The 17,582-nt window shown below is 53.0% G+C and carries 20 protein-coding genes; 11 read left to right on the plus strand and 9 right to left on the minus strand.

The genetic code is table 11. From position 1 onward, the window contains the following. Positions 1 to 39 precede the first annotated feature (39 nt). The 7 genes from G3M78_09640 to G3M78_09670 form a co-directional block, all read right to left on the minus strand. Complete coding sequence (locus G3M78_09640; GenBank protein ID QPJ66823.1) at positions 40 to 747, minus strand: Bax inhibitor-1/YccA family protein; 708 nt, start codon at positions 745 to 747, stop codon at positions 40 to 42. Between the two features lie 184 nt (positions 748 to 931). After that, positions 932 to 1,930, minus strand: coding sequence for a VWA domain-containing protein (locus tag G3M78_09645; protein ID QPJ65641.1), 999 nt, complete (start codon positions 1,928 to 1,930; stop codon positions 932 to 934). Between the two features lie 2 nt (positions 1,931 to 1,932). Further along, positions 1,933 to 2,931 carry a VWA domain-containing protein gene (locus G3M78_09650; protein QPJ65642.1) on the minus strand — a complete coding sequence of 333 codons (999 nt, stop codon included), beginning with the start codon at positions 2,929 to 2,931 and terminating at the stop codon, positions 1,933 to 1,935. After that, positions 2,928 to 3,977, minus strand: a complete 1,050-nt coding sequence (locus G3M78_09655; GenBank protein QPJ65643.1) for a hypothetical protein — start codon at positions 3,975 to 3,977, stop codon at positions 2,928 to 2,930. Before G3M78_09655 ends, G3M78_09650 begins: the two co-directional genes overlap by 4 nt. After that, positions 3,974 to 4,444 (minus strand): hypothetical protein, encoded by a 471-nt coding sequence (locus tag G3M78_09660; GenBank protein ID QPJ65644.1) that lies wholly within the window; start codon positions 4,442 to 4,444, stop codon positions 3,974 to 3,976. The genes G3M78_09655 and G3M78_09660 overlap by 4 nt, the downstream gene beginning before the upstream one ends. Before the next feature lies 1 nt (position 4,445). Next, positions 4,446 to 5,396 carry a DUF58 domain-containing protein gene (locus G3M78_09665; GenBank protein QPJ65645.1) on the minus strand — a complete coding sequence of 317 codons (951 nt, stop codon included), beginning with the start codon at positions 5,394 to 5,396 and terminating at the stop codon, positions 4,446 to 4,448. A 12-nt stretch (positions 5,397 to 5,408) separates the two neighbouring features. Next, on the minus strand, positions 5,409 to 6,401 hold the full coding sequence (locus G3M78_09670) for an AAA domain-containing protein (GenBank protein ID QPJ65646.1): 993 nt from the start codon (positions 6,399 to 6,401) through the stop codon (positions 5,409 to 5,411). A 175-nt stretch (positions 6,402 to 6,576) separates the two neighbouring features. Between G3M78_09670 and G3M78_09675 the strand changes: the two genes are divergently transcribed. From G3M78_09675 to G3M78_09725, 11 genes are all read left to right on the plus strand, one after another. Next, complete coding sequence (locus tag G3M78_09675; protein ID QPJ65647.1) at positions 6,577 to 7,485, plus strand: hypothetical protein; 909 nt, start codon at positions 6,577 to 6,579, stop codon at positions 7,483 to 7,485. A 156-nt stretch (positions 7,486 to 7,641) separates the two neighbouring features. Continuing rightward, positions 7,642 to 8,472 (plus strand): hypothetical protein, encoded by an 831-nt coding sequence (locus G3M78_09680; GenBank protein QPJ65648.1) that lies wholly within the window; start codon positions 7,642 to 7,644, stop codon positions 8,470 to 8,472. 36 nt (positions 8,473 to 8,508) lie between these two features. Continuing rightward, the gene (locus G3M78_09685) at positions 8,509 to 9,336 is read left to right on the plus strand and encodes a hypothetical protein (protein QPJ65649.1); all 828 of its coding nucleotides are present in this window, start codon (positions 8,509 to 8,511) and stop codon (positions 9,334 to 9,336) included. A 116-nt stretch (positions 9,337 to 9,452) separates the two neighbouring features. Beyond that, complete coding sequence (gene trpE, locus G3M78_09690; protein ID QPJ65650.1) at positions 9,453 to 10,943, plus strand: anthranilate synthase component I; 1,491 nt, start codon at positions 9,453 to 9,455, stop codon at positions 10,941 to 10,943. Beyond that, a complete protein-coding gene (locus tag G3M78_09695; protein ID QPJ65651.1) occupies positions 10,940 to 11,503 on the plus strand; it encodes an aminodeoxychorismate/anthranilate synthase component II in 564 nt (187 codons plus the stop codon). Before trpE ends, G3M78_09695 begins: the two co-directional genes overlap by 4 nt. A gap of 13 nt (positions 11,504 to 11,516) precedes the next feature. After that, positions 11,517 to 12,536, plus strand: a complete 1,020-nt coding sequence (gene trpD / locus G3M78_09700; protein QPJ66824.1) for an anthranilate phosphoribosyltransferase — start codon at positions 11,517 to 11,519, stop codon at positions 12,534 to 12,536. After that, positions 12,533 to 13,342, plus strand: a complete 810-nt coding sequence (locus G3M78_09705; protein ID QPJ65652.1) for an indole-3-glycerol-phosphate synthase — start codon at positions 12,533 to 12,535, stop codon at positions 13,340 to 13,342. Before trpD ends, G3M78_09705 begins: the two co-directional genes overlap by 4 nt. Beyond that, complete coding sequence (locus G3M78_09710) at positions 13,335 to 13,946, plus strand: phosphoribosylanthranilate isomerase (protein QPJ65653.1); 612 nt, start codon at positions 13,335 to 13,337, stop codon at positions 13,944 to 13,946. Before G3M78_09705 ends, G3M78_09710 begins: the two co-directional genes overlap by 8 nt. A gap of 20 nt (positions 13,947 to 13,966) precedes the next feature. Next, positions 13,967 to 15,163 carry a tryptophan synthase subunit beta gene (gene trpB / locus G3M78_09715; GenBank protein ID QPJ65654.1) on the plus strand — a complete coding sequence of 399 codons (1,197 nt, stop codon included), beginning with the start codon at positions 13,967 to 13,969 and terminating at the stop codon, positions 15,161 to 15,163. After that, a complete protein-coding gene (locus tag G3M78_09720; protein QPJ65655.1) occupies positions 15,160 to 15,966 on the plus strand; it encodes a tryptophan synthase subunit alpha in 807 nt (268 codons plus the stop codon). The genes trpB and G3M78_09720 overlap by 4 nt, the downstream gene beginning before the upstream one ends. A gap of 9 nt (positions 15,967 to 15,975) precedes the next feature. Beyond that, a complete protein-coding gene (locus G3M78_09725) occupies positions 15,976 to 16,683 on the plus strand; it encodes a glycosyltransferase family 2 protein (GenBank protein QPJ65656.1) in 708 nt (235 codons plus the stop codon). A 3-nt stretch (positions 16,684 to 16,686) separates the two neighbouring features. Here the strand turns inward: G3M78_09725 and G3M78_09730 are convergent, their stop codons facing one another. Together G3M78_09730 and G3M78_09735 are read right to left on the minus strand one after the other, a co-directional pair. After that, positions 16,687 to 16,998, minus strand: a complete 312-nt coding sequence (locus G3M78_09730) for a hypothetical protein (GenBank protein QPJ65657.1) — start codon at positions 16,996 to 16,998, stop codon at positions 16,687 to 16,689. A 39-nt stretch (positions 16,999 to 17,037) separates the two neighbouring features. Beyond that, positions 17,038 to 17,487, minus strand: a complete 450-nt coding sequence (locus G3M78_09735) for a pentapeptide repeat-containing protein (protein QPJ65658.1) — start codon at positions 17,485 to 17,487, stop codon at positions 17,038 to 17,040. Positions 17,488 to 17,582: the final 95 nt, after the last annotated feature.

Consider the following 17,582-nt stretch of genomic DNA (forward strand, 5'->3'; position numbering starts at 1 on the left):
TTCGGAGGTACTTTCGCCGGCTCCGCCGGAGTCAATCTTTTATTCGCGTTGATCGCCCATCACTCGCAGAAGCATGAGGAACAAGTTGATGAAATCCAGGTACAGCGTCAAGGCGCCAACAACCGCTTCTTTGGTGTCTTCTTCGGTGCCTTCGTTGCCCAGAACATTCATCTCCTTGATACGTTGCGTGTCATACGCGGTCAGTCCCACGAAAATCAGGATTCCGGCGTAGGTGATGACCCAGTGCATCGCGCTACTTTCCATGAAGATGTTGACCACCGACGCCAGAATGATACCGATCAGACCCATGAACAGGAAACTTCCCCAAGAGGTCAGATCCTTTTTGGTTGTGTAACCGTAAAAACTCATGGCGCCGAAGGTGCCCGCTGTCACGACGAAGGTCGATGTGATCGACGCGGCTGTGTACATCAAGAAAATAGCCGAAAAGGTCAGTCCGGTCAGCCCTGCGTACAGTAGGAAAATGCCGGTTGCCTGACTTGCGCTCATTTTGTGAACCCAGCCGGAAAGGTAAACGACCAGGCCCAATTGAGCGATGATGAGAACGATAGGTACGATGGCGTTGCCCAGGATCATGGATGACATGGTTTCGCTGTTGGACACGTAAAAAGCCATTGCGCCCGTCACGCCGATTCCCGCCGTCATCCAGTTATAAACGCGAACCATAAAGCGCTGATTCTCAGCGGCTACCGCATCTACGCTCATTGTACGATCTAAACTTTCCATTATATATCCTTAAAAATTATAGTTTGATTCAGTGGTAATTCAGGTCGGACAAACCAGACCCGGCGGTCAAATGCCCCGCAATACCCATTACATAATATCCGCTAATGTCGAAGTCAAGACAAGCGGTTGTAGTTCTCCTACATTCTATCAAAAAATTGCGGTGAATTAAGGTATTTCGACCGAAATTTTACGATTTTTCAGAGGCGGTTTTCCGGTCGAATGTCCATGGAATCAGTAGGAATATCAAAGCCAGGAGCGCTGCCCATTGAAAACGTTCCTGCCATTTTTTCTCGCGCTGGGTGTTGAGTTGTCGGGAATCCACTTTCTTCTGGAGTTGCTCGAAATAGATGTTCTCCAGATCCATATCACCGGACACGGATCGCACATAACCGCCGCCTGTAATTTCCGCGATGGATTTCAGGGCGCTCTCATCCAGTCGAGTGAGGACGACTTCTCCCGCTTCGTCTTTTTTGAATCCGCCGGGGAAGGGGATGGGCGCGCCTTCTTCTGCGCCGACGCCTATCGAGAAAATTTTAACTCCGGCTTCCAGGGCTTCCCTGGCGGCTGTTTCCGCCATACCCTCCTGATCTTCGCCGTCGGTGATCAGTATGAGGGCGCGGGATTTTTTCTCGGTGGCGCTGAAGGATTGCAGGGATAAACGGATGGCTTCTCCAAGATTGGTTCCCTGCACGGGGATCAAATCAACGTCGAGGGAATTCAGAAAGATGCGCGCCGCAGAGTAGTCCAGCGTTAAGGGACACTGAACAAAGGCGGTTCCGGCGAAGGCGATGAGGCCCACGCGGTCGCCCTGCAACAGGTTCAGAAAATCGGAAATCTCGCGTCTCGCCCGTTCCAGCCGACTGGGTTTCAGGTCCTGCGCGAGCATGCTGTTGGAGACGTCCAGCGCGATGATGATATCGACGCCCTCGCGCCGGACTTCCTGCCACTCGAAACCCCAGCGCGGTTGCGCCAGCGCCAGCAAACCAAAAAACAGAGCCAACGCTGAAAAGAGCGCCTGTTTTTTTTGCAGATTCATGAAGCGGGCGGATACCAGGCGGGCGCCTTGTTCCGCGCCAAAGAAAATCTGGATCAACTCGCGTTTTCGGCGCAAGCCCCAGATCAACAAGAGGCCGACGGGAATCAATAGCCAGAGCAGGTGCAGGTAAGACGGTTCGGCGAAACGCATGGTCAGGGAATCCTCCTGAGAAGGGTCTGGCTGAGCGTCAAGTCAAGGATCATCAACAACAAGGCTGGAATCAGAAAGTAGGGATACAGTTCTTTGTATTCAGAATGGTCGAAGGTCTTCACTTCGGATTTTTCGAGGCGGTCGATTTGCTCGTAGATCTCCGTTAACGACTGCGGGTCGGTGGCGCGAAAGTATTTGCCGCCGGTCAGGGCCGATACTTGTTTGAGGGATTCTTCGTCGATTTCAACATCCTGATACACATATTGAGGCCCCAAAAAGGTATCGACCAGAAAGGGCGCCTGCCCGCGCGTTCCCACGCCAATGGAATAGACCTTGATGTTGTGCGCCGCCGCAAGCTCCGCCGCTTGCAGGGGGGTGAAGGCCCCGGCGTTGCTGAGTCCGTCGGTCAACAGAATCACAACTTTGGATTTGGATTCGAGGTCTTTCAGACGTTTGGCGGAAATTGCGATTGCGGAACCGATCGCCGTCGCGTCTCCCGCCATGCCGATTTCGAGCTGGTCGAGAAATTGTCTCAACACCGAATGATCCAGGGTCAGCGGGCATTGCGTGTAGGCTTCGGCGCCAAAGACCACCATCCCCATGCGGTCGTAGTCGCGCTGGTCGATGAACTGGCTCACCACATCTTTAACGACATCCAGCCGCGTGATGCGTTGCTCTTCGGAACTGAAGTCCAGCGCCCGCATGCTTCCAGAGACGTCGATAGCAAGAACGATGTCGACGCCTCGTGAGAGGATCTCCGTCATTTTCTTTCCCTCCTGCGGGCGGGCGAGAACCAGAATCAAAAGGATGGCGGTCAGGATTTTCAAGCCGTCAGGAATGAACTCGATGAAAGAATGCGTTGCGCCGTCCGCCGTTTTCATTGTTTGGAGCGAGGGAAAGCTAAAGGCGATTTTTTTGCTCCTGCGGCGACTCCATATGAAAAGGGGCAAGAGGAGCAACAGAGCTAAAAAATAGGGGTCTTGAAAACGAAGAAAGGTCATGACGAATCGGCCATTGTTGCGGACGGACGCTTCTCTTGAACGGATTCCAGGGTCGGCGCGGTTCGGGTCTGAATCACGAAAGAGCGAATTGCCTCCAGATCGTCCGAGGTCAAGGGCGCCTGCGCGCGCGCGAACTTTATCAGGTCGGTTCGCTTGAGCAGGCGGCTCATCTGCGAGTGGGTCGCCGGATCAAAGCGTTGATCGCTCTCGCTCCATTTTATAATTTCTTCGCTGGTCCAGTCCAGCGCAGGAAAGTCGAAGCGTTTTTCGAGGTAACGACGGAAGATTTCAGACAAGGTGAAATAAAGCTGGCGAAGTTCAATGGCGTTGCAGGCCTTTGGTTCAGGGTGGTCCTTGCGAACTTGCTCCAGCGCTCGCAGGGCCTCCTCATCCGGTGGCAGAAAATCTTCGACCGCGCTCGCCGTTTCAGGCGGTGCGGCGCGACGTCGCTGGCGGAGCCAGTAAAAGGCCCAGCCCAGAAGAGCGAGCGCCAGCAGGGAATAGTAGGCCCATGTGTAATCGGGCGGCGCGTGCCTCAAGGGTTTGATGTCGCGAATATCATTGGCGTCGCCCTGCAGTTGCAACAAGGATTGAATGGAAACGGATGAAGCGGGCGCGCTGATTTGTCCGGGAACCATTTCGCCTGACGATGCGGGCGCTTCGAACTGGATGCTTTGTTCGGGCAGAACCAGTTCGCCGATTCGATCCGCGCGCAGTTGAATCTGGTAGCTCTCCAGAATCTGACCCCTGTCCGACGTTTTGTCCGGGAGGCGCGTTTGATTGACGATATCGAAACCGTCGACCGATTCAACGCTCGGTGGAATGATTGCGATGTCCGCATCGCGTTGGACTTTCAGGGTCCACATGAAAAGATCGCCGAGCAATCCCTCTTTGGGCGAGACGTCGACTGTGACGGAAACCGGCGACTGCGGCGCCGGGGGAGACGCTGGAGCGGAGAACGCGATTTCCGGCCCGCCCAGAGAAGCGACAATTTGGAGGAGCGCCGCAACCAAAACCGCTAAAAGAGTGCGAGGCCGCTGTTTCATTTCCTTACGTTGCGGAGCGACGCCATGCAGGCGTCGATATTTTTATTGAGCGTTGATTGCAGTTCCAGTTCCGGCTGGTTGATTTCGGAGTGAAAGAACCAGACCAGAGCTTCGGAGCAATTGCCCAGTTTCTGATAGAGCAAGCCGACGCGATGCGCGATTTCCGCTCTTTCCAGCCCCTGAACGGGCGATTTCTCAAGATAGCGAACATAATAGATCAGCGCTTCTTCCACGAGACCGTTTTCTTCCAGTTTTAGAGCCAGGTCAGGAAGTTGACCGACCCAGGGCGAAGGGCTTTCCGCCGCGATTTCTTTTGCCGGTTTTTTTCCTTTCAGCAAAGGAGAACTCATCATTTTGTTAAAGACCGCTCCCAAAGCTGCCAGCGTGAGCAGGGTTAAAATCAGAATGGGTATTTTGATGGCCATGCTGACCTTGGGCGTTTTTGTATCGAGGTTATCGTGATCCATATCAGCGGCGTTTTTCTCTCATTTTAAAGTAGCGAATGATCGGCCCGGTCAGCGGGCGTTCGGTGTCGATTTCTATGACTCCCACTCCCATCGCCCGGAATGTTTTCAAGCGAGTCTGGTAGGACTGTTCGCAGGTTTCCTGATAGCGGCGTCTCGTTTCGGCGTTTCCCGTGTCAGCCAGCATGATTTCACCCGACTCGGCGTCTTCAAGTTGAATCCAGCCCACGTCGGGCATTTCTTTTTCTCTGGGGTCGCGGATATAGATGGCGGTGAGATCGTGTTTTTGCTTCGCCATTTTGAGGGCTTTCTCGTAACCCTGCGTTTGGAAATCAGAGATCAAAAAAGTTGCGGCCTTTTTCTTTTGAACCTTGGCCAGATATTCGAGCGGCAGATTCAGGTCGGTGCCTTTGCCTTCCGGGTCAAAGTCCAGTATGGAGCGTATGATGTTCCAGACATGCGCCTTGCCTTTTTTGGGCGGAATGAAACGTTCAATCCGGTCCGTGAAAACGATCAAACCGATCTTATCATTATTTTTGATTGCGGCAAACGCGAGGATGGAAGCCGTCTCAGCGGCGATTTCGTTTTTACGTTTTTGAACGGAGCCAAAATTGCCGGATGCGCTTGCGTCCACCATCAGCATGACCGTCAGTTCCCGTTCTTCAATGAACTCCTTCACATAAGGCTGATTCATTCTTGCGGAAACATTCCAGTCGATCAGGCGCACGTCGTCTTCGGGTTGATATTCGCGCACCTCGCTGAATTCCATTCCGCGTCCCTTGAAGGCGGTGTGGTATTCGCCCGCCATCACGTCGTCGACCAGGTGATTGGTCTTGATCTGGATGGCGCGTACTCTTTTCAGCAATTCGCTGGAAGCTGTTTGCGTCGTTGGCGCTTCGTGGAGAGGCGGCGGGAGCAAAAAATCGCGGATTTTTGAAAATGCGTTCAGAGCCATGAGGATCGGGCGTTAAGGAACTTCAACCGTATCGAATATCTTCTTCAGAATTTCGTCGGCGTCGACGTTTTCCGCGTCGGCCTCATAGGACAGTATGATGCGATGCCGAAGCACGTCCATGCCGATGGATTTAACGTCGTGCGGCACCACATAGCCTCTGCCTTGCAAAAAGGCATGGGCTTTGGCGGCGCGGTGCAGGAAAATCGAGGCGCGCGGCGAGGCGCCGAACTGGATGAGAGGCTGGAGATCGGGCAGATTGCATTGCGACGGGTCGCGGGTTGCCGTCACCAGACTGACGATATAGTCTTCCAGATTCGGGTCGATATAGATTTTTTCAAACACGGTGCGGGCTTTGAGCAGATCTTCTGGCCCGATAACGGCGTTCAGAGAAGGCGACTCTTTTCGCGCCGACATGAGCTGCATGATTTTGATTTCTTCTTCTCGGCTGGGGTAGCCGACTTTCAATTTGAACATGAAGCGGTCGATCTGAGCTTCGGGAAGCGGGTAGGTGCCTTCCTGTTCGATCGGATTCTGGGTCGCGATGACCATGAAGGGGCTTTCGAGCGGGAAGGTTTCTCCGCCAATGGTGATCTGTCGTTCCTGCATGGCTTCGAGCAAGGCGCTTTGCACTTTTGCAGGACTGCGATTGATTTCGTCCGCCAGAATGATATTGGCGAACAGGGGGCCCTTCTTGATCGTGAACTCGCCCTTTTGCGGTTGATAAATCTGGGTGCCCAGAATATCTGCGGGTAGAAGGTCGGGCGTGAACTGGATTCTGCTGAAAGTTGCATGCACCGTGTTGGCAAGCGCCTTGACCGAGGTGGTCTTCGCCAGACCCGGCACGCCTTCAAGCAGGACATGCTCTTCAGTCAGTAATGAAAGGAGCAAACGCTCCAGCAGGTAGTCTTGTCCGACGATGACCCGGTTCAATTCGTTCATTACTCTGGGAACAAATTCGCCGGTTTGTTTTACGATCTGGGATATTTCTTCGATACTTTGAGGCATAAAGTGATTTTGAGAGCTTGTGAAAGAGAGCTTGTTTTATCTCCCGATGCGGCGAGACCGACTGGAAATTTCATCAGGACGAAGTTTAATTTATAATTTGTTCAAAAAAAAATTAAATTTTTTTAATTTCTTTTGTATAGTAGGAAGCTTAATTTTAGAATCAGGAGAACGAAGCATGGGCGAAAAATCCGACGAGGATATTGAGAACCTGATTAGAGAAGGTCTCAATGTGGAAAATTCGGAACTGGATCTCCGTGAAAAGGAACTGGAAGACAACGATCTCAAGCGAATCGTCAAGTCCGATTCTGTAAAGGGAGTCACAGCCGTATTTTTGGAATTCAATCAAATCGGCGACGAAGGGATCAAAGCCCTTCTGGATTCCGAGAACATGAAGTTTGTCACTGCTTTGAACCTGTTCAAGAACAAAGTGACGGACGAGGGCGTGAAAGCGATTTCAAAGTCGAAGACTTTGTTGAATTTGTCTGAGTTGATATTGAGCGACAATGAAGTGACCGCCAAGGGCGCACAGTTTCTGGCGGAGTCCAAGACTCTGGGCAGTCTGGTGAGTCTGTGGGTGGGCGACGATATCGGCGATGAAGGGGTCAAGTCGTTGGCGACTTCGGATCGTCTCACTCGACTCAATCTGCTTTCATTGTATCGCAACAATATCAGCGATGAAGGCATGCGGGCGATTGCAGGTTCTCAAACGCTGTCCACTTTGACGGAACTCAACATGAACTGGAATTATGTTGAAGGGGCCGGCATTGAAGCATTGGCCGAATCCAAAACATTGACCAAGCTGGAGCAGTTGACTCTGACCTACAATCCCATTGGGGACCGAGGCGCGATTGCGATTGCAAATTCAGAGGCTCTGAAAAATTTAAAAGTTCTGGACTTGTTTGAAACGGAAATCAGCGATGAAGGCGCGCGGGCATTGGCGGAGTCGAGTACCCTGACGGAACTGGAAACCTTGATTTTGATTCGAAACGATATCGGCGCTGAGGTTCAGGAACTGTTTAAAAAACCAAAGCATCTCAAGAAGCTCACGAATATTATGTTCCGGCAGATCAATCCGGACGCATAAGCTCTCTGTCCAGCGATCGTATAGATCATTACGATGTGATAGTGGGCGCTGTTGTTGTGTCCCCTTCCGGTGTTTTCACGATTCTTGAAAGGCGCTACACTGTTTCTCATCTCGAAACGGCGAAATGATTTTTAATTTTTTCAGGAATGAGAACCAATGTTTATAGGTGAAAAGCCCGACCTGCTGGATTTGTGCGTCTTCAGAGAAGACAGCATCTACGTTGTAGGTAAAGATGGAATCCCGCAACACTACGACGGCGAATGGACGCCGGAAACCACGGAAAATGCCAATCCTCTGATGGGGATATGGGGGCCGCACGAAAATTGTATTTACGCCGTCGGCATCGGCGGGGTGGTGCTCCATTACGACGGCAAAAAATGGAATCAGCTCGACACAGGCAATTACGACTCCCTCAACTCAGCGTTCGGTTTTAACGAGAATTGTTTTTTTATTTTCGGCGTGGGCGGGCGCATGCTGTACTGGGATGGCGAATGGAATTACCGCGAGCCTAACACGATTCATGATTTGTTCTGTATGTGGGGCGAGGATCTCGATTGTCTGCACACTGTGGGCGGCGAAGGCGTCTATCGCGTTTACAACGGCTCCACGTTTGAGCGCAAGGAGGAACTGACTGCTGAGGAGATCTCTCTCTACGGCGTGTGGGGTTCCCGAAAAGACAATGTTTTTATCGCCGGGTCGCACGGCACCATCCTCCGCTATCAGGGGGAAGAATGGGAGCCTATGGAATCGGGAACCGAAGAATATTTGTTGAGCATCTGGGGCACCGGCGATAACGATATCTTCGCGGTGGGGGATTGCGGCGTGATCCTGCATTTTGACGGAGAACGCTGGAGTCCGATGGATTCCGGCACGGAAAACTACTTAACAAAAGTCAAGGGACTGGGGCCGGATCAGGTTTATGCCGTTGGAGATAATGGCTGTGTGCTTCGCTATGACGGCAAGGTCTGGCACGACATGTCCTTATAAATTTTTAAAGGGGCCTGCGCTCCGTTTGGGAAAAATATGGCACGAGTTACGGAAAGTCACCTGTTATCGATCTGGACATTCGCGGCGGACGATGTGTTTGTCGGAGGAACCGATGGAACCTTGTTGCATTTCAACGGTTCCGATTGGCAGAAGATGGAAACAGGCGGTCGCTGGACCTTCAAAAATATTTGGGGGCCTGCGCCGGACAACGTCTACGCCGTATGCACCGATGGACGGATTTTGCACTACGACGGTTCTAAATGGGATATTGAAGAGTCGGATAAATTGCCTCCCATGACCGGTATCTGGGGCTTGGCGGAAGATGAAATCTACGCCTGTTCGCGCCTCGGCAAGATTCTGAAATACGATGGCTCGGCCTGGAAGTTCATGCAGACGGGGACGGATACGGACATCACCCGCTTGTGGGGTTGTCGCGAGGGCGGCATGTATGCGGTGGGCTACGATGGTCTTGTCCTGAAACTGGACGGCGATAAATGGGTGCGCATGACCTTCAATTCCAACGCCGAGTTTTATGGCATCTATGGTTTTGGCCCGGACGACATGTACATCGTCGGTTCGGAAGGCGCGATTGTGAAGTTCAACGGCTCTGAGATAGTTGAAATGCCCTCACGCACCATGGAATTCTTTCTCGATGTCTGGGGGCCTTCGAGCGATATGGTTTTTGCCGTCGGTGATCTGGGAATGATTATGTTTTTGAACGGCGATCAATGGACGCAGATTGAATCCAATACGGAAGAGTATTTGACCGCCATTCGCGGCGTTTCGGATGATAACATCTACGCGGTGGGCGATAATGGCCTCATTCTGAACTGGAACGGCGAGGACTGGAAAGAGACGGAGTAGCAAGAGGCCGCCCTTTGGCGAGCAGACCCAGAGCGACTCCAGGTCGCTCGTAATTATCAAGACGGTGGGAGTTCTTGACAGGCGCCGGTGACCGGCGCTTTTTTTTTAAAGAAATTATGATTGTAACGACCTTCGAACAGTTTAAAGAAAAAACGAAGCAGGGGAATCTGGTTCCCGTCTGCAAGGAAATCTTTGCGGACCTGAACACGCCGGTGTCGGCCTATTTGAAGATGGGCGGCGGCGACTATTCCTTCCTGCTGGAAAGCGTTGAAGGCGGCGAGAAGTGGGCGCGCTATTCTTTCATTGGCTTCGATCCGGCGCTGATCGTGAACACCCGTGGAAAGAAAATCACTTTTTTCACCGACGAGGGGGAGGAAAGCCGGGACATCTCGGAAAAGAATCCTCTGAAAGAGCTGAAAACGATTCTGCAAAAATACAAGCCGGTCGAAGACCCGGACTTGCCCCGTTTTTATGGCGGCGCCGTCGGTTTCATGAGTTACGACATCGTGCGTTATTTTGAAGACTTGCCGGACAACACGCTGGACGATCTGAACGTGCCGGAATCGGAATTCATGATCACCAATCATTTGCTGATCTTTGATAACATGCGTCAGACGATTAAAATCGTTGCGAATGTTTTTGTCGATACCGACGATCTTGATGGATTGTATCAGCGGACGCTGAGAAAAATAACGGATGTTGAAAAGGCTTTGCACGGCAGTTACGAAATCCCGCGCCAAGGCGACGGCGTGGGAATCGAGGGAACCGACAAGGTCGAATCAAATTTCAGCGAAGAGGGTTTCAAGAAGGCGGTTTTGACCGCCAAGGATTATATTAAGGAAGGCGACGTGATACAGGTGGTGCTGTCGCAACGGTTGAAGTTTCCTTTGACGGCGGACCCGTTCAACGTCTATCGCGCTTTGCGTACAGTCAACCCATCGCCCTACATGTATTATTTGAAATTCGGCGAGCGACAAATCGTCGGTTCGTCTCCAGAGATTCTTGTGCGGCTGGAGGATACCAAAGTAGAAGTGAGACCGATTGCGGGAACGCGCAAACGCGGCGCCAGCGTTGAGGAAGACCTGGCATTGGAAAAAGATTTATTGCAGGATGAAAAGGAGATTGCCGAGCATATCATGCTCGTGGATCTGGGACGCAACGACATTGGTCGCGTGGCGCAGATCGGCACGGTGGATGTCAATGAGAAGTTTTTGATCGAGCGTTATTCCCATGTCATGCACATCGTGTCCAACGTGCGCTCCGTATTGAAGGAGGGGCTGGACTGTTACGACGTGATCGAAGCGACCTTCCCGGCGGGAACGGTTTCCGGCGCGCCCAAAATCAGGGCGATGGAGATCATTGACGAGTTGGAGCCGACGCGGCGCGGCGTGTATGCAGGGGCGATCGGTTATATCGGATTTTCTGGCAGTATGGACACAGCCATCGCGATACGAACCCTGCTGGTTGAAAACGGCGTGGGCTATCTCGGTGTCGGCGCGGGAATCGTCAACGATTCGGTTCCTGAAAACGAATATGAAGAAACCATGAACAAGGGGAAAGCCTTATTGAAAGCGGTTGATCTGGCGGAGAAGGGGTGGATCGAATGATTCTGATGATTGATAATTATGATTCGTTCACCTACAACCTGGTTCAGTATCTTGGCGAGCTTGGCGCGAACGTGGAAGTGCGCCGCAATGATAAGATCGGACTGGAAGAAATTGAATCGCTGGCGCCAAAAAAACTGGTGATCTCTCCCGGGCCTTGCACGCCGGAAAAAGCGGGCATGTCGATCGATATCATCCGCAGGTTTTCGGGAAAGATTCCTCTGCTCGGCGTTTGTCTGGGGCACCAGTCGATTGGAGTCGCCTTTGGCGGTGAAGTCATCAAGGCCAAGCGAATCATGCACGGTAAAGTCTCGAAGGTGCGCCATGTGGAAAAATACATTTTTAAAGGACTGCCCAATCCGCTGGAGGCGACGCGGTACCATTCTCTGGCCTTGAACCGCGACAACCTGCCCTCGTGTTTTGAGATCACGGCGGAGAGCGAGGATGGCGAGATCATGGGCATACGTCATAAAGAACTGGATGTGGAAGGCGTGCAGTTTCACCCTGAATCGATTTTGACGGTGAACGGTAAAGAATTGTTGAAAAATTTTATTGATTCCTGAGCGAACCATGGAAATGACTCTGATAGATGCCTTGAAGAAAGTGATCGCCGGTCAGGACTTGACCGAGGATGAGATGATCGCCGCCATGACACAGATCATGGAAGGGGAATCGACTCCGGCGCAGTTGGGGGCTTTTCTGACGGCCTTGCGCATGAAGGGTGAGAGCGTTTCAGAAATCGTTGGCGCGGCTCGCGTGATGCGCGAGAAGGCGGTAAAAATCGCCGTCGATTCCGTTGGAGCGGTGGACACTTGCGGAACAGGCGGAGACGGCGCGGACACTTTCAACATCTCGACGGCGGCGGCGTTTGTAGCCGCAGGCGCTGGAGCGACGGTCGCCAAGCACGGCAATCGAGCCGTGTCCAGTCAGTCGGGAAGCGCCGACGTTCTCAGGCATCTTGGAGTGAATATCGAAGCCTCGCCTTCTATTGTAGAAAAATGTCTGCGCGAAGCGCGAATCGGTTTTCTCTTTGCGCCTTTGATGCATGACGCGATGAAGCATGCCGCTCCGGTTCGGAAAGAACTGGGCATTCGCACGCTCTTCAATATTCTTGGTCCCTTGACCAACCCGGCGGGCGCGCACGCTCAAGTTGTGGGCATTTATGACAAGGCGCGTTTGAAGTCAATGGCTCTGGCGCTCCGAGACCTTGGAAGCAAGGGCGCCTTCGTTGTTCATGGCGAAGACGGCCTGGACGAAATGACAATGACGGGTTCGACCTTCGTCTGTGAATTGCATAAGGGGAAGGTTAAGGAATATGAATTCGATCCGAGGCGATATGGTTTCCATTTATGCAAGAGCGAAGACCTTAAAGGGGGAACGGCTCAGGAGAACGCCGACTTGATTCGGGAGATTCTCGAAGGCGGCGGCGGTCCCTGTCAGGACGTTGTGGTACTGAATGCGGCGGCGGCTCTGCTTGCGGCGGGACTCGTGGATTCCTGGGAGATGGGCGTCACCATGGCGGATGGCGCTATAGAATCGGGCGCCGCGCTGAGGAAACTGGAGATGCTGGTTGAGGTGAGTAATTCCGAGTCATGAGTAATATTCTCGATAAAATTTTTGCCGAGCGTAAAGAGGACGTTGAATCTGATAAGAGAGAACGGCCATTAGTTTCTTTGAAGAGTCAGATCACGGAGTTGGGCGGGGTGCGGGATGTCGTTTCGGCATTGAATCAATCCGGCGGAACCCGCATTATCTCGGAAATCAAATTAAGAACTCCTTTCAAGGGAACCTTGCGCGAAGGTCTGGAGGCGAGCGCGATCGCCGAATTGTACGAAGCGAACGGCGCCGCCGCGATTTCCGTGTTGACGGAAACGCGTCATTTTGGCGGGAGCGCGGAAATTTTCGCCAGCGTCCGCGCGATTTCCGATCTGCCTTTATTGCGCAAGGATTTTATTTTTTCCGAGTATCAGGTGTACGAAGCGCGGGCCATGCAGGCGGACTGGTTTTTACTGATCGCGACCTGGCTGGACAAAAACCAGTTGCGGGATTTGTTGCAGTTGGGGCAGGGCTTGGGCATTCCCGCATTGGTGGAGACGCATAACGAGGCGGATCTGGAAAAAGCCCTGTATGCAGGCGGAGAAATTCTGGGCGTGAACAATCGCGATCTGACTTCGGGAAAAACCGATCTCGACATCGCTCGTCGACTCATTCCAATGGGCTTGCAGGAACCGGGCAAGACGCTGGTCTGCGAAAGCGGAATCCACGGTCGTATGGAAATTGAAGAGTTTGAATCGCTTGGGGCGCATGCCTTTTTGATCGGGGAGAGCTTGATGACCGCGCCGGATATTGCGGTGAAGCTGAATGAATTGCGTGAAGCTCCTTTGGATCGGCAAGATGGTTAAGGTCAAGATTTGCGGCACGACGCGCCGGGAAGATGCTGACGCGGCGGTGGCTTGCGGCGCGGACGCTCTGGGATTTATTTTTTACAAGAAAAGTCCCAGAAATATCACGCAGACCGACGCCAGGAAAATCATTTCCACCTTGCCGCCTTTCGTTAAAACAGTGGGCGTGTTCGTCAATGAAACGGCGGATGCGGTGAATCGCGCGGTGGAATTCTGCAAGCTGGACGCGGTTCAGTTGCACGGCGACGAGTCGCCGAGTTATTGCAAAAAAATACGCGCCCGGTCTGTGATCAAGGCGATTCGCGTGCGCGGGCTGGAATCCTTATCCGGTCTGGATCAATATCCGGTAGCGGCGTTTTTGCTGGACGCGTTTTCGGAATCGGCGCGCGGCGGCACGGGAAAAACATTCGACTGGCCGCTGGCCTTGAAAGCGAAGAAGGCCGGGCCGGTCATTCTGGCGGGCGGTTTGACGCCTTCCAATGTGTATCAGGCCGTGCGCCAGGTGAAACCTTATGCGGTGGACATTTGTTCGGGCGTTGAGGCGACTCCGGGCATTAAAGACAACAAGAAACTCGAAGCCTTGTTCAAAGCGCTTCGAACCTGACACGTTCTGACGAGGACCTTATGGACTATTCATATCCTGACCCAACGGGACATTTTGGAATTTTTGGCGGCAAGTATGTCATCGAGACGCTCATGCCCGCCCTGGAAGAATTGGAACGAGTGTATGAGGAAGCGCGACAGGATCCGAAGTTCAAAGAGGATTTGAATTATTATCTCGCCCAATATGTGGGGCGCCCCACGCCCTTGTATTTTGCCGAAAATCTGACGAAGCGTTTGGGCGGCGCTCGAATTTATTTGAAGCGCGAAGACCTTAACCACACTGGAGCGCATAAAATCAACAACACCATCGGTAGCGCGTTGTTGACCAAGAGAATGGGAAAGAAGCGCGTGATCGCCGAAACCGGGGCAGGTCAGCATGGCGTTGCCACGGCGACGGCGGCGGCTCTGTTCGATCTGGAGTGCGACGTCTTCATGGGCGAGGAAGACATGCGACGCCAGGCTCTGAATGTGTTTCGCATGAAATTGCTGGGCGCGCGCGTGATTCCTGTGACCGCGGGAACGCGAACCTTGAAGGACGCGACCAGCGAAGCGATTCGCGACTGGATCACCACGGTGGAGACGACGCATTATATCATCGGTTCCGTGGTCGGGCCGCATCCCTATCCGATGATCGTTCGGGATTTTCAAAAGATCATCGGCGAAGAGACGATGCGACAACTCGAAGCGGAAGAGGGGCGCATGCCCGATTTATGCATCGCCTGCGTGGGCGGCGGGAGCAACGCGATGGGTATGTTCTATCCCTTTGTCACTCACCCCGAGGTGAAATTGCTTGGAGTGGAAGCGGCGGGGCATGGCATCGAAACGGGCAAGCATGGCGCGTCGATCAGTCATGGCAAAAGCGGCGTCCTGCACGGCATGATGAGTTATCTGCTCTACGATGCGGACGGTCAGATTCAGGAAGCGCATTCGATTTCCGCCGGACTGGATTATCCCGGCGTGGGCGCGGAGCACAGCCATTTCAAGGAGAGCGGTCGGGCGGATTACGCGGCGATCACGGACAAGGAAGCTCTGGAAGGTTTCAAACTGCTTTCCACTACGGAGGGAATCATTCCGGCGCTGGAGTCGGCGCACGCCATTGCTCAGGTCGCCAAGACAGCGCCGACGATGAAAAAGGATCAGGTGATTGTGATTTGTCTCTCCGGACGGGGCGACAAGGACGTGACTCAGGTCGCGGATATTCTGGGAGATGAATTGTGAGTCGATTGCAACAGCGGTTTGAGAAAATAAAAAGCGAAGGGAGCAAGGCCCTGGCGGCCTTTATCACGGCGGGCGATCCGAGTCTGGAGGCGACCGTCGCGTTGTTCAGGGAAATTGAGAAAAACGGTGCGGACATTGTGGAACTGGGCGTTCCCTTTTCCGACCCGCTGGCGGATGGCCCGGTCATTCAGGCCTCGGCGCAACGCGCTCTCAAGGCGGGAACCACTCTGAAAAAAATCATTGCGCTGGTGTCGGAGATTCGCAAGGAGTCGGAACTGCCCATCGTGTTGATGACGAGCTTCAATCCGGTCTATGTCTACGGTCAGGAAGCCTTTGTTCAGGACGCGGCGGCTGCGGGCGTGGATGGTTTGATCATTCCGGATTTGCCGCCGGAAGAGGCGGAGACCTTTCAACCCATCGCAGAGGCGAAAGGGATCGATCTGATTTTCCTGTTGGCGCCGACCAGTTCCGACGCAAGAATTCAGATGATCGCGCGCCGAAGCCGAGGATTTCTGTATTATATTTCTTTGACGGGAACGACGGGAACGCGAACGGCCCTGGCAACCGGTTTGAAGGAGAAAATGCAAGCCATTCGCAGTCAGGCTTCGCTCCCGGCGCTGGTTGGCTTTGGAATTTCCAGCCCGGAACAGGCGGCAGAAGCGGCCCAGGTTTCCGACGGCGTTATCGTCGGTAGCGCAATCGTAAAGATCATCGAGAAGGAAGGCGCGTCGGCGAAAGGTCTCGAGCAGGTCGGACAGTTGGTGAGCGCAATCAAACAGGCCATCGCAGGGCCGTCGACCTAGTTTTTTGTGATGAGTCCCCGAATTTCAGTCATCATTCCCGCCTACAACGAAGAGTCCTCCATCGCATTGGTTCTGGACTCCCTGCCGCAAGATCGTTTGCAGGAAATCATAGTCGTCGACAACGCCTCCACGGACCGAACCGCAGAAGTTGCCGGACAACACGGCGCCCGCGTGGTCCTCGAAAAACGAAAAGGTTATGGCTCCGCCTGTCTTAAGGGCATACGATCGCTTGAGGAGACGGATATCGTTGTGTTCCTCGATGGCGATTTCAGCGATTACCCGGAAGAGATCGATTTACTGGTCGAACCGATTTTGAAAGACGAAGCGGATTTCGTTCTGGGAAGTCGGATGATTAAAGCGCAGAGCCGCGCCGCCCTGTTGCCGCAAGCCCGCTTTGGCAACCAACTGGCGGTTTTTTTGATCCGGCGCCTGTTCGGATGGCAGTTCACCGACCTGGGGCCTTTCCGGGCGCTCTCCTCCACGGCTTTGAAAGCTTTGAATATGCGCGACACCAATTTCGGCTGGACGGTTGAAATGCAGGTGAAAGCGGTTCAGCGCGGTTTGCGCATTCAGGAGATTGCGGTGAGTTATCGAGATCGGGTGGGCGTGTCCAAGATCACGGGAACCGTTTCGGGAACTTTCAAGGCGGGCTTTAAAATCATCTATACGATTTTCAAATACTGGCTGAAACGCGATAAAACGGCGCTGAAGGGCTGAACTTTATTCTTCGCCCAGTCTGGCTATGGAAGCGTTTGTCAAATAGCGCCAGATGAAAGCGGCGGTGAAGATGAGGAGAACGGCGACAGAGGGAATGCCGTGACCGGAATAGGGCGGTCGAACAAAGCTGATAACCAGAGTGAAAAAACTGCAGACGGTAAAAGTGGAAGCCCAGACCCGCCGAATATGCAGTTTTCGGGCGGCTTCCAGGGAATCTTTTTCCGAGGTCAATTGCAGGGGGTACTTGCAGGTCGGGCAATTATCCTCGCCGTCCCAGACATCGCGTTCGCAACCGGGGCATTTAATGATCGCCATGGCAGGTCTCGAATGGGTTTGGGTCGATTATCATGACCGCTATTGTTCCTTGCATTCGCATTGTTTCCCCTCGCCCCAGGTAATGCAGATGTAGGAGGGGAACTGGGTGTCGCGGTCAAACTCCGCGCATTCAATTTGGTCGCAGGTCAGATTCTTCGCGTCTTTCAAATTGGCGCCGTTCAAAAAAGCCCCCATCAATTCAGCGTCCTCAAAATTGGCTCCGGTGAAATCGGCGTCGCTTGCAACGACGCTTGAGAGGTCTGCGTTGCTCAGATTCGCGTTGCGTAAATTGGCCTTGATCAAATAGGTGGAATTCAAGTCCGCTTCAGACAAATCGGCGTCGCTCAAATCGGATTCCATCAATTTCAAAAAGCTCAAATCTGCGCCGGACAAATTCGCTTTGTTGCTTTCAATTTTTTTTCTTTCCTGTTCCCATTCGGCGACAATCTTCTGGCCTTCCTGAGATAACGAGTCTTCACTGCCAAACATGAACGCTCCTGTCAAAAATAGAAATTTATAAATCCAAAATGCTCTTTGTAAGAATATTTCAGCCCTGTACCATTGTCAATCAATTCCGGGGGATT

It is taken from the genome of Candidatus Nitrohelix vancouverensis, from assembly GCA_015698305.1.
GTDB classification, from domain to species: Bacteria; Nitrospinota; Nitrospinia; order Nitrospinales; family VA-1; genus Nitrohelix; species Nitrohelix vancouverensis.

What these genes read in the sequence shown, in the direction of transcription:
- G3M78_09645 (QPJ65641.1), bottom strand. Translation starts at nt 1,930, where the DNA reads ATGCGTTTCGCCGAACCGTCTTACCTGCACCTGCTCTGGCTATTGATT.
- G3M78_09650 (QPJ65642.1), bottom strand. Translation starts at nt 2,931, where the DNA reads ATGACCTTTCTTCGTTTTCAAGACCCCTATTTTTTAGCTCTGTTGCTC.
- G3M78_09655 (QPJ65643.1), bottom strand. Translation starts at nt 3,977, where the DNA reads ATGAAACAGCGGCCTCGCACTCTTTTAGCGGTTTTGGTTGCGGCGCTC.
- G3M78_09660 (QPJ65644.1), bottom strand. Translation starts at nt 4,444, where the DNA reads ATGGATCACGATAACCTCGATACAAAAACGCCCAAGGTCAGCATGGCC.
- G3M78_09665 (QPJ65645.1), bottom strand. Translation starts at nt 5,396, where the DNA reads ATGGCTCTGAACGCATTTTCAAAAATCCGCGATTTTTTGCTCCCGCCG.
- G3M78_09670 (QPJ65646.1), bottom strand. Translation starts at nt 6,401, where the DNA reads ATGCCTCAAAGTATCGAAGAAATATCCCAGATCGTAAAACAAACCGGC.
- G3M78_09675 (QPJ65647.1), top strand. Translation starts at nt 6,577, where the DNA reads ATGGGCGAAAAATCCGACGAGGATATTGAGAACCTGATTAGAGAAGGT.
- G3M78_09680 (QPJ65648.1), top strand. Translation starts at nt 7,642, where the DNA reads ATGTTTATAGGTGAAAAGCCCGACCTGCTGGATTTGTGCGTCTTCAGA.
- G3M78_09685 (QPJ65649.1), top strand. Translation starts at nt 8,509, where the DNA reads ATGGCACGAGTTACGGAAAGTCACCTGTTATCGATCTGGACATTCGCG.
- trpE (QPJ65650.1), top strand. Translation starts at nt 9,453, where the DNA reads ATGATTGTAACGACCTTCGAACAGTTTAAAGAAAAAACGAAGCAGGGG.
- G3M78_09695 (QPJ65651.1), top strand. Translation starts at nt 10,940, where the DNA reads ATGATTCTGATGATTGATAATTATGATTCGTTCACCTACAACCTGGTT.
- trpD (QPJ66824.1), top strand. Translation starts at nt 11,517, where the DNA reads ATGACTCTGATAGATGCCTTGAAGAAAGTGATCGCCGGTCAGGACTTG.
- G3M78_09705 (QPJ65652.1), top strand. Translation starts at nt 12,533, where the DNA reads ATGAGTAATATTCTCGATAAAATTTTTGCCGAGCGTAAAGAGGACGTT.
- G3M78_09710 (QPJ65653.1), top strand. Translation starts at nt 13,335, where the DNA reads ATGGTTAAGGTCAAGATTTGCGGCACGACGCGCCGGGAAGATGCTGAC.
- trpB (QPJ65654.1), top strand. Translation starts at nt 13,967, where the DNA reads ATGGACTATTCATATCCTGACCCAACGGGACATTTTGGAATTTTTGGC.
- G3M78_09725 (QPJ65656.1), top strand. Translation starts at nt 15,976, where the DNA reads ATGAGTCCCCGAATTTCAGTCATCATTCCCGCCTACAACGAAGAGTCC.
- G3M78_09730 (QPJ65657.1), bottom strand. Translation starts at nt 16,998, where the DNA reads ATGGCGATCATTAAATGCCCCGGTTGCGAACGCGATGTCTGGGACGGC.
- G3M78_09735 (QPJ65658.1), bottom strand. Translation starts at nt 17,487, where the DNA reads ATGTTTGGCAGTGAAGACTCGTTATCTCAGGAAGGCCAGAAGATTGTC.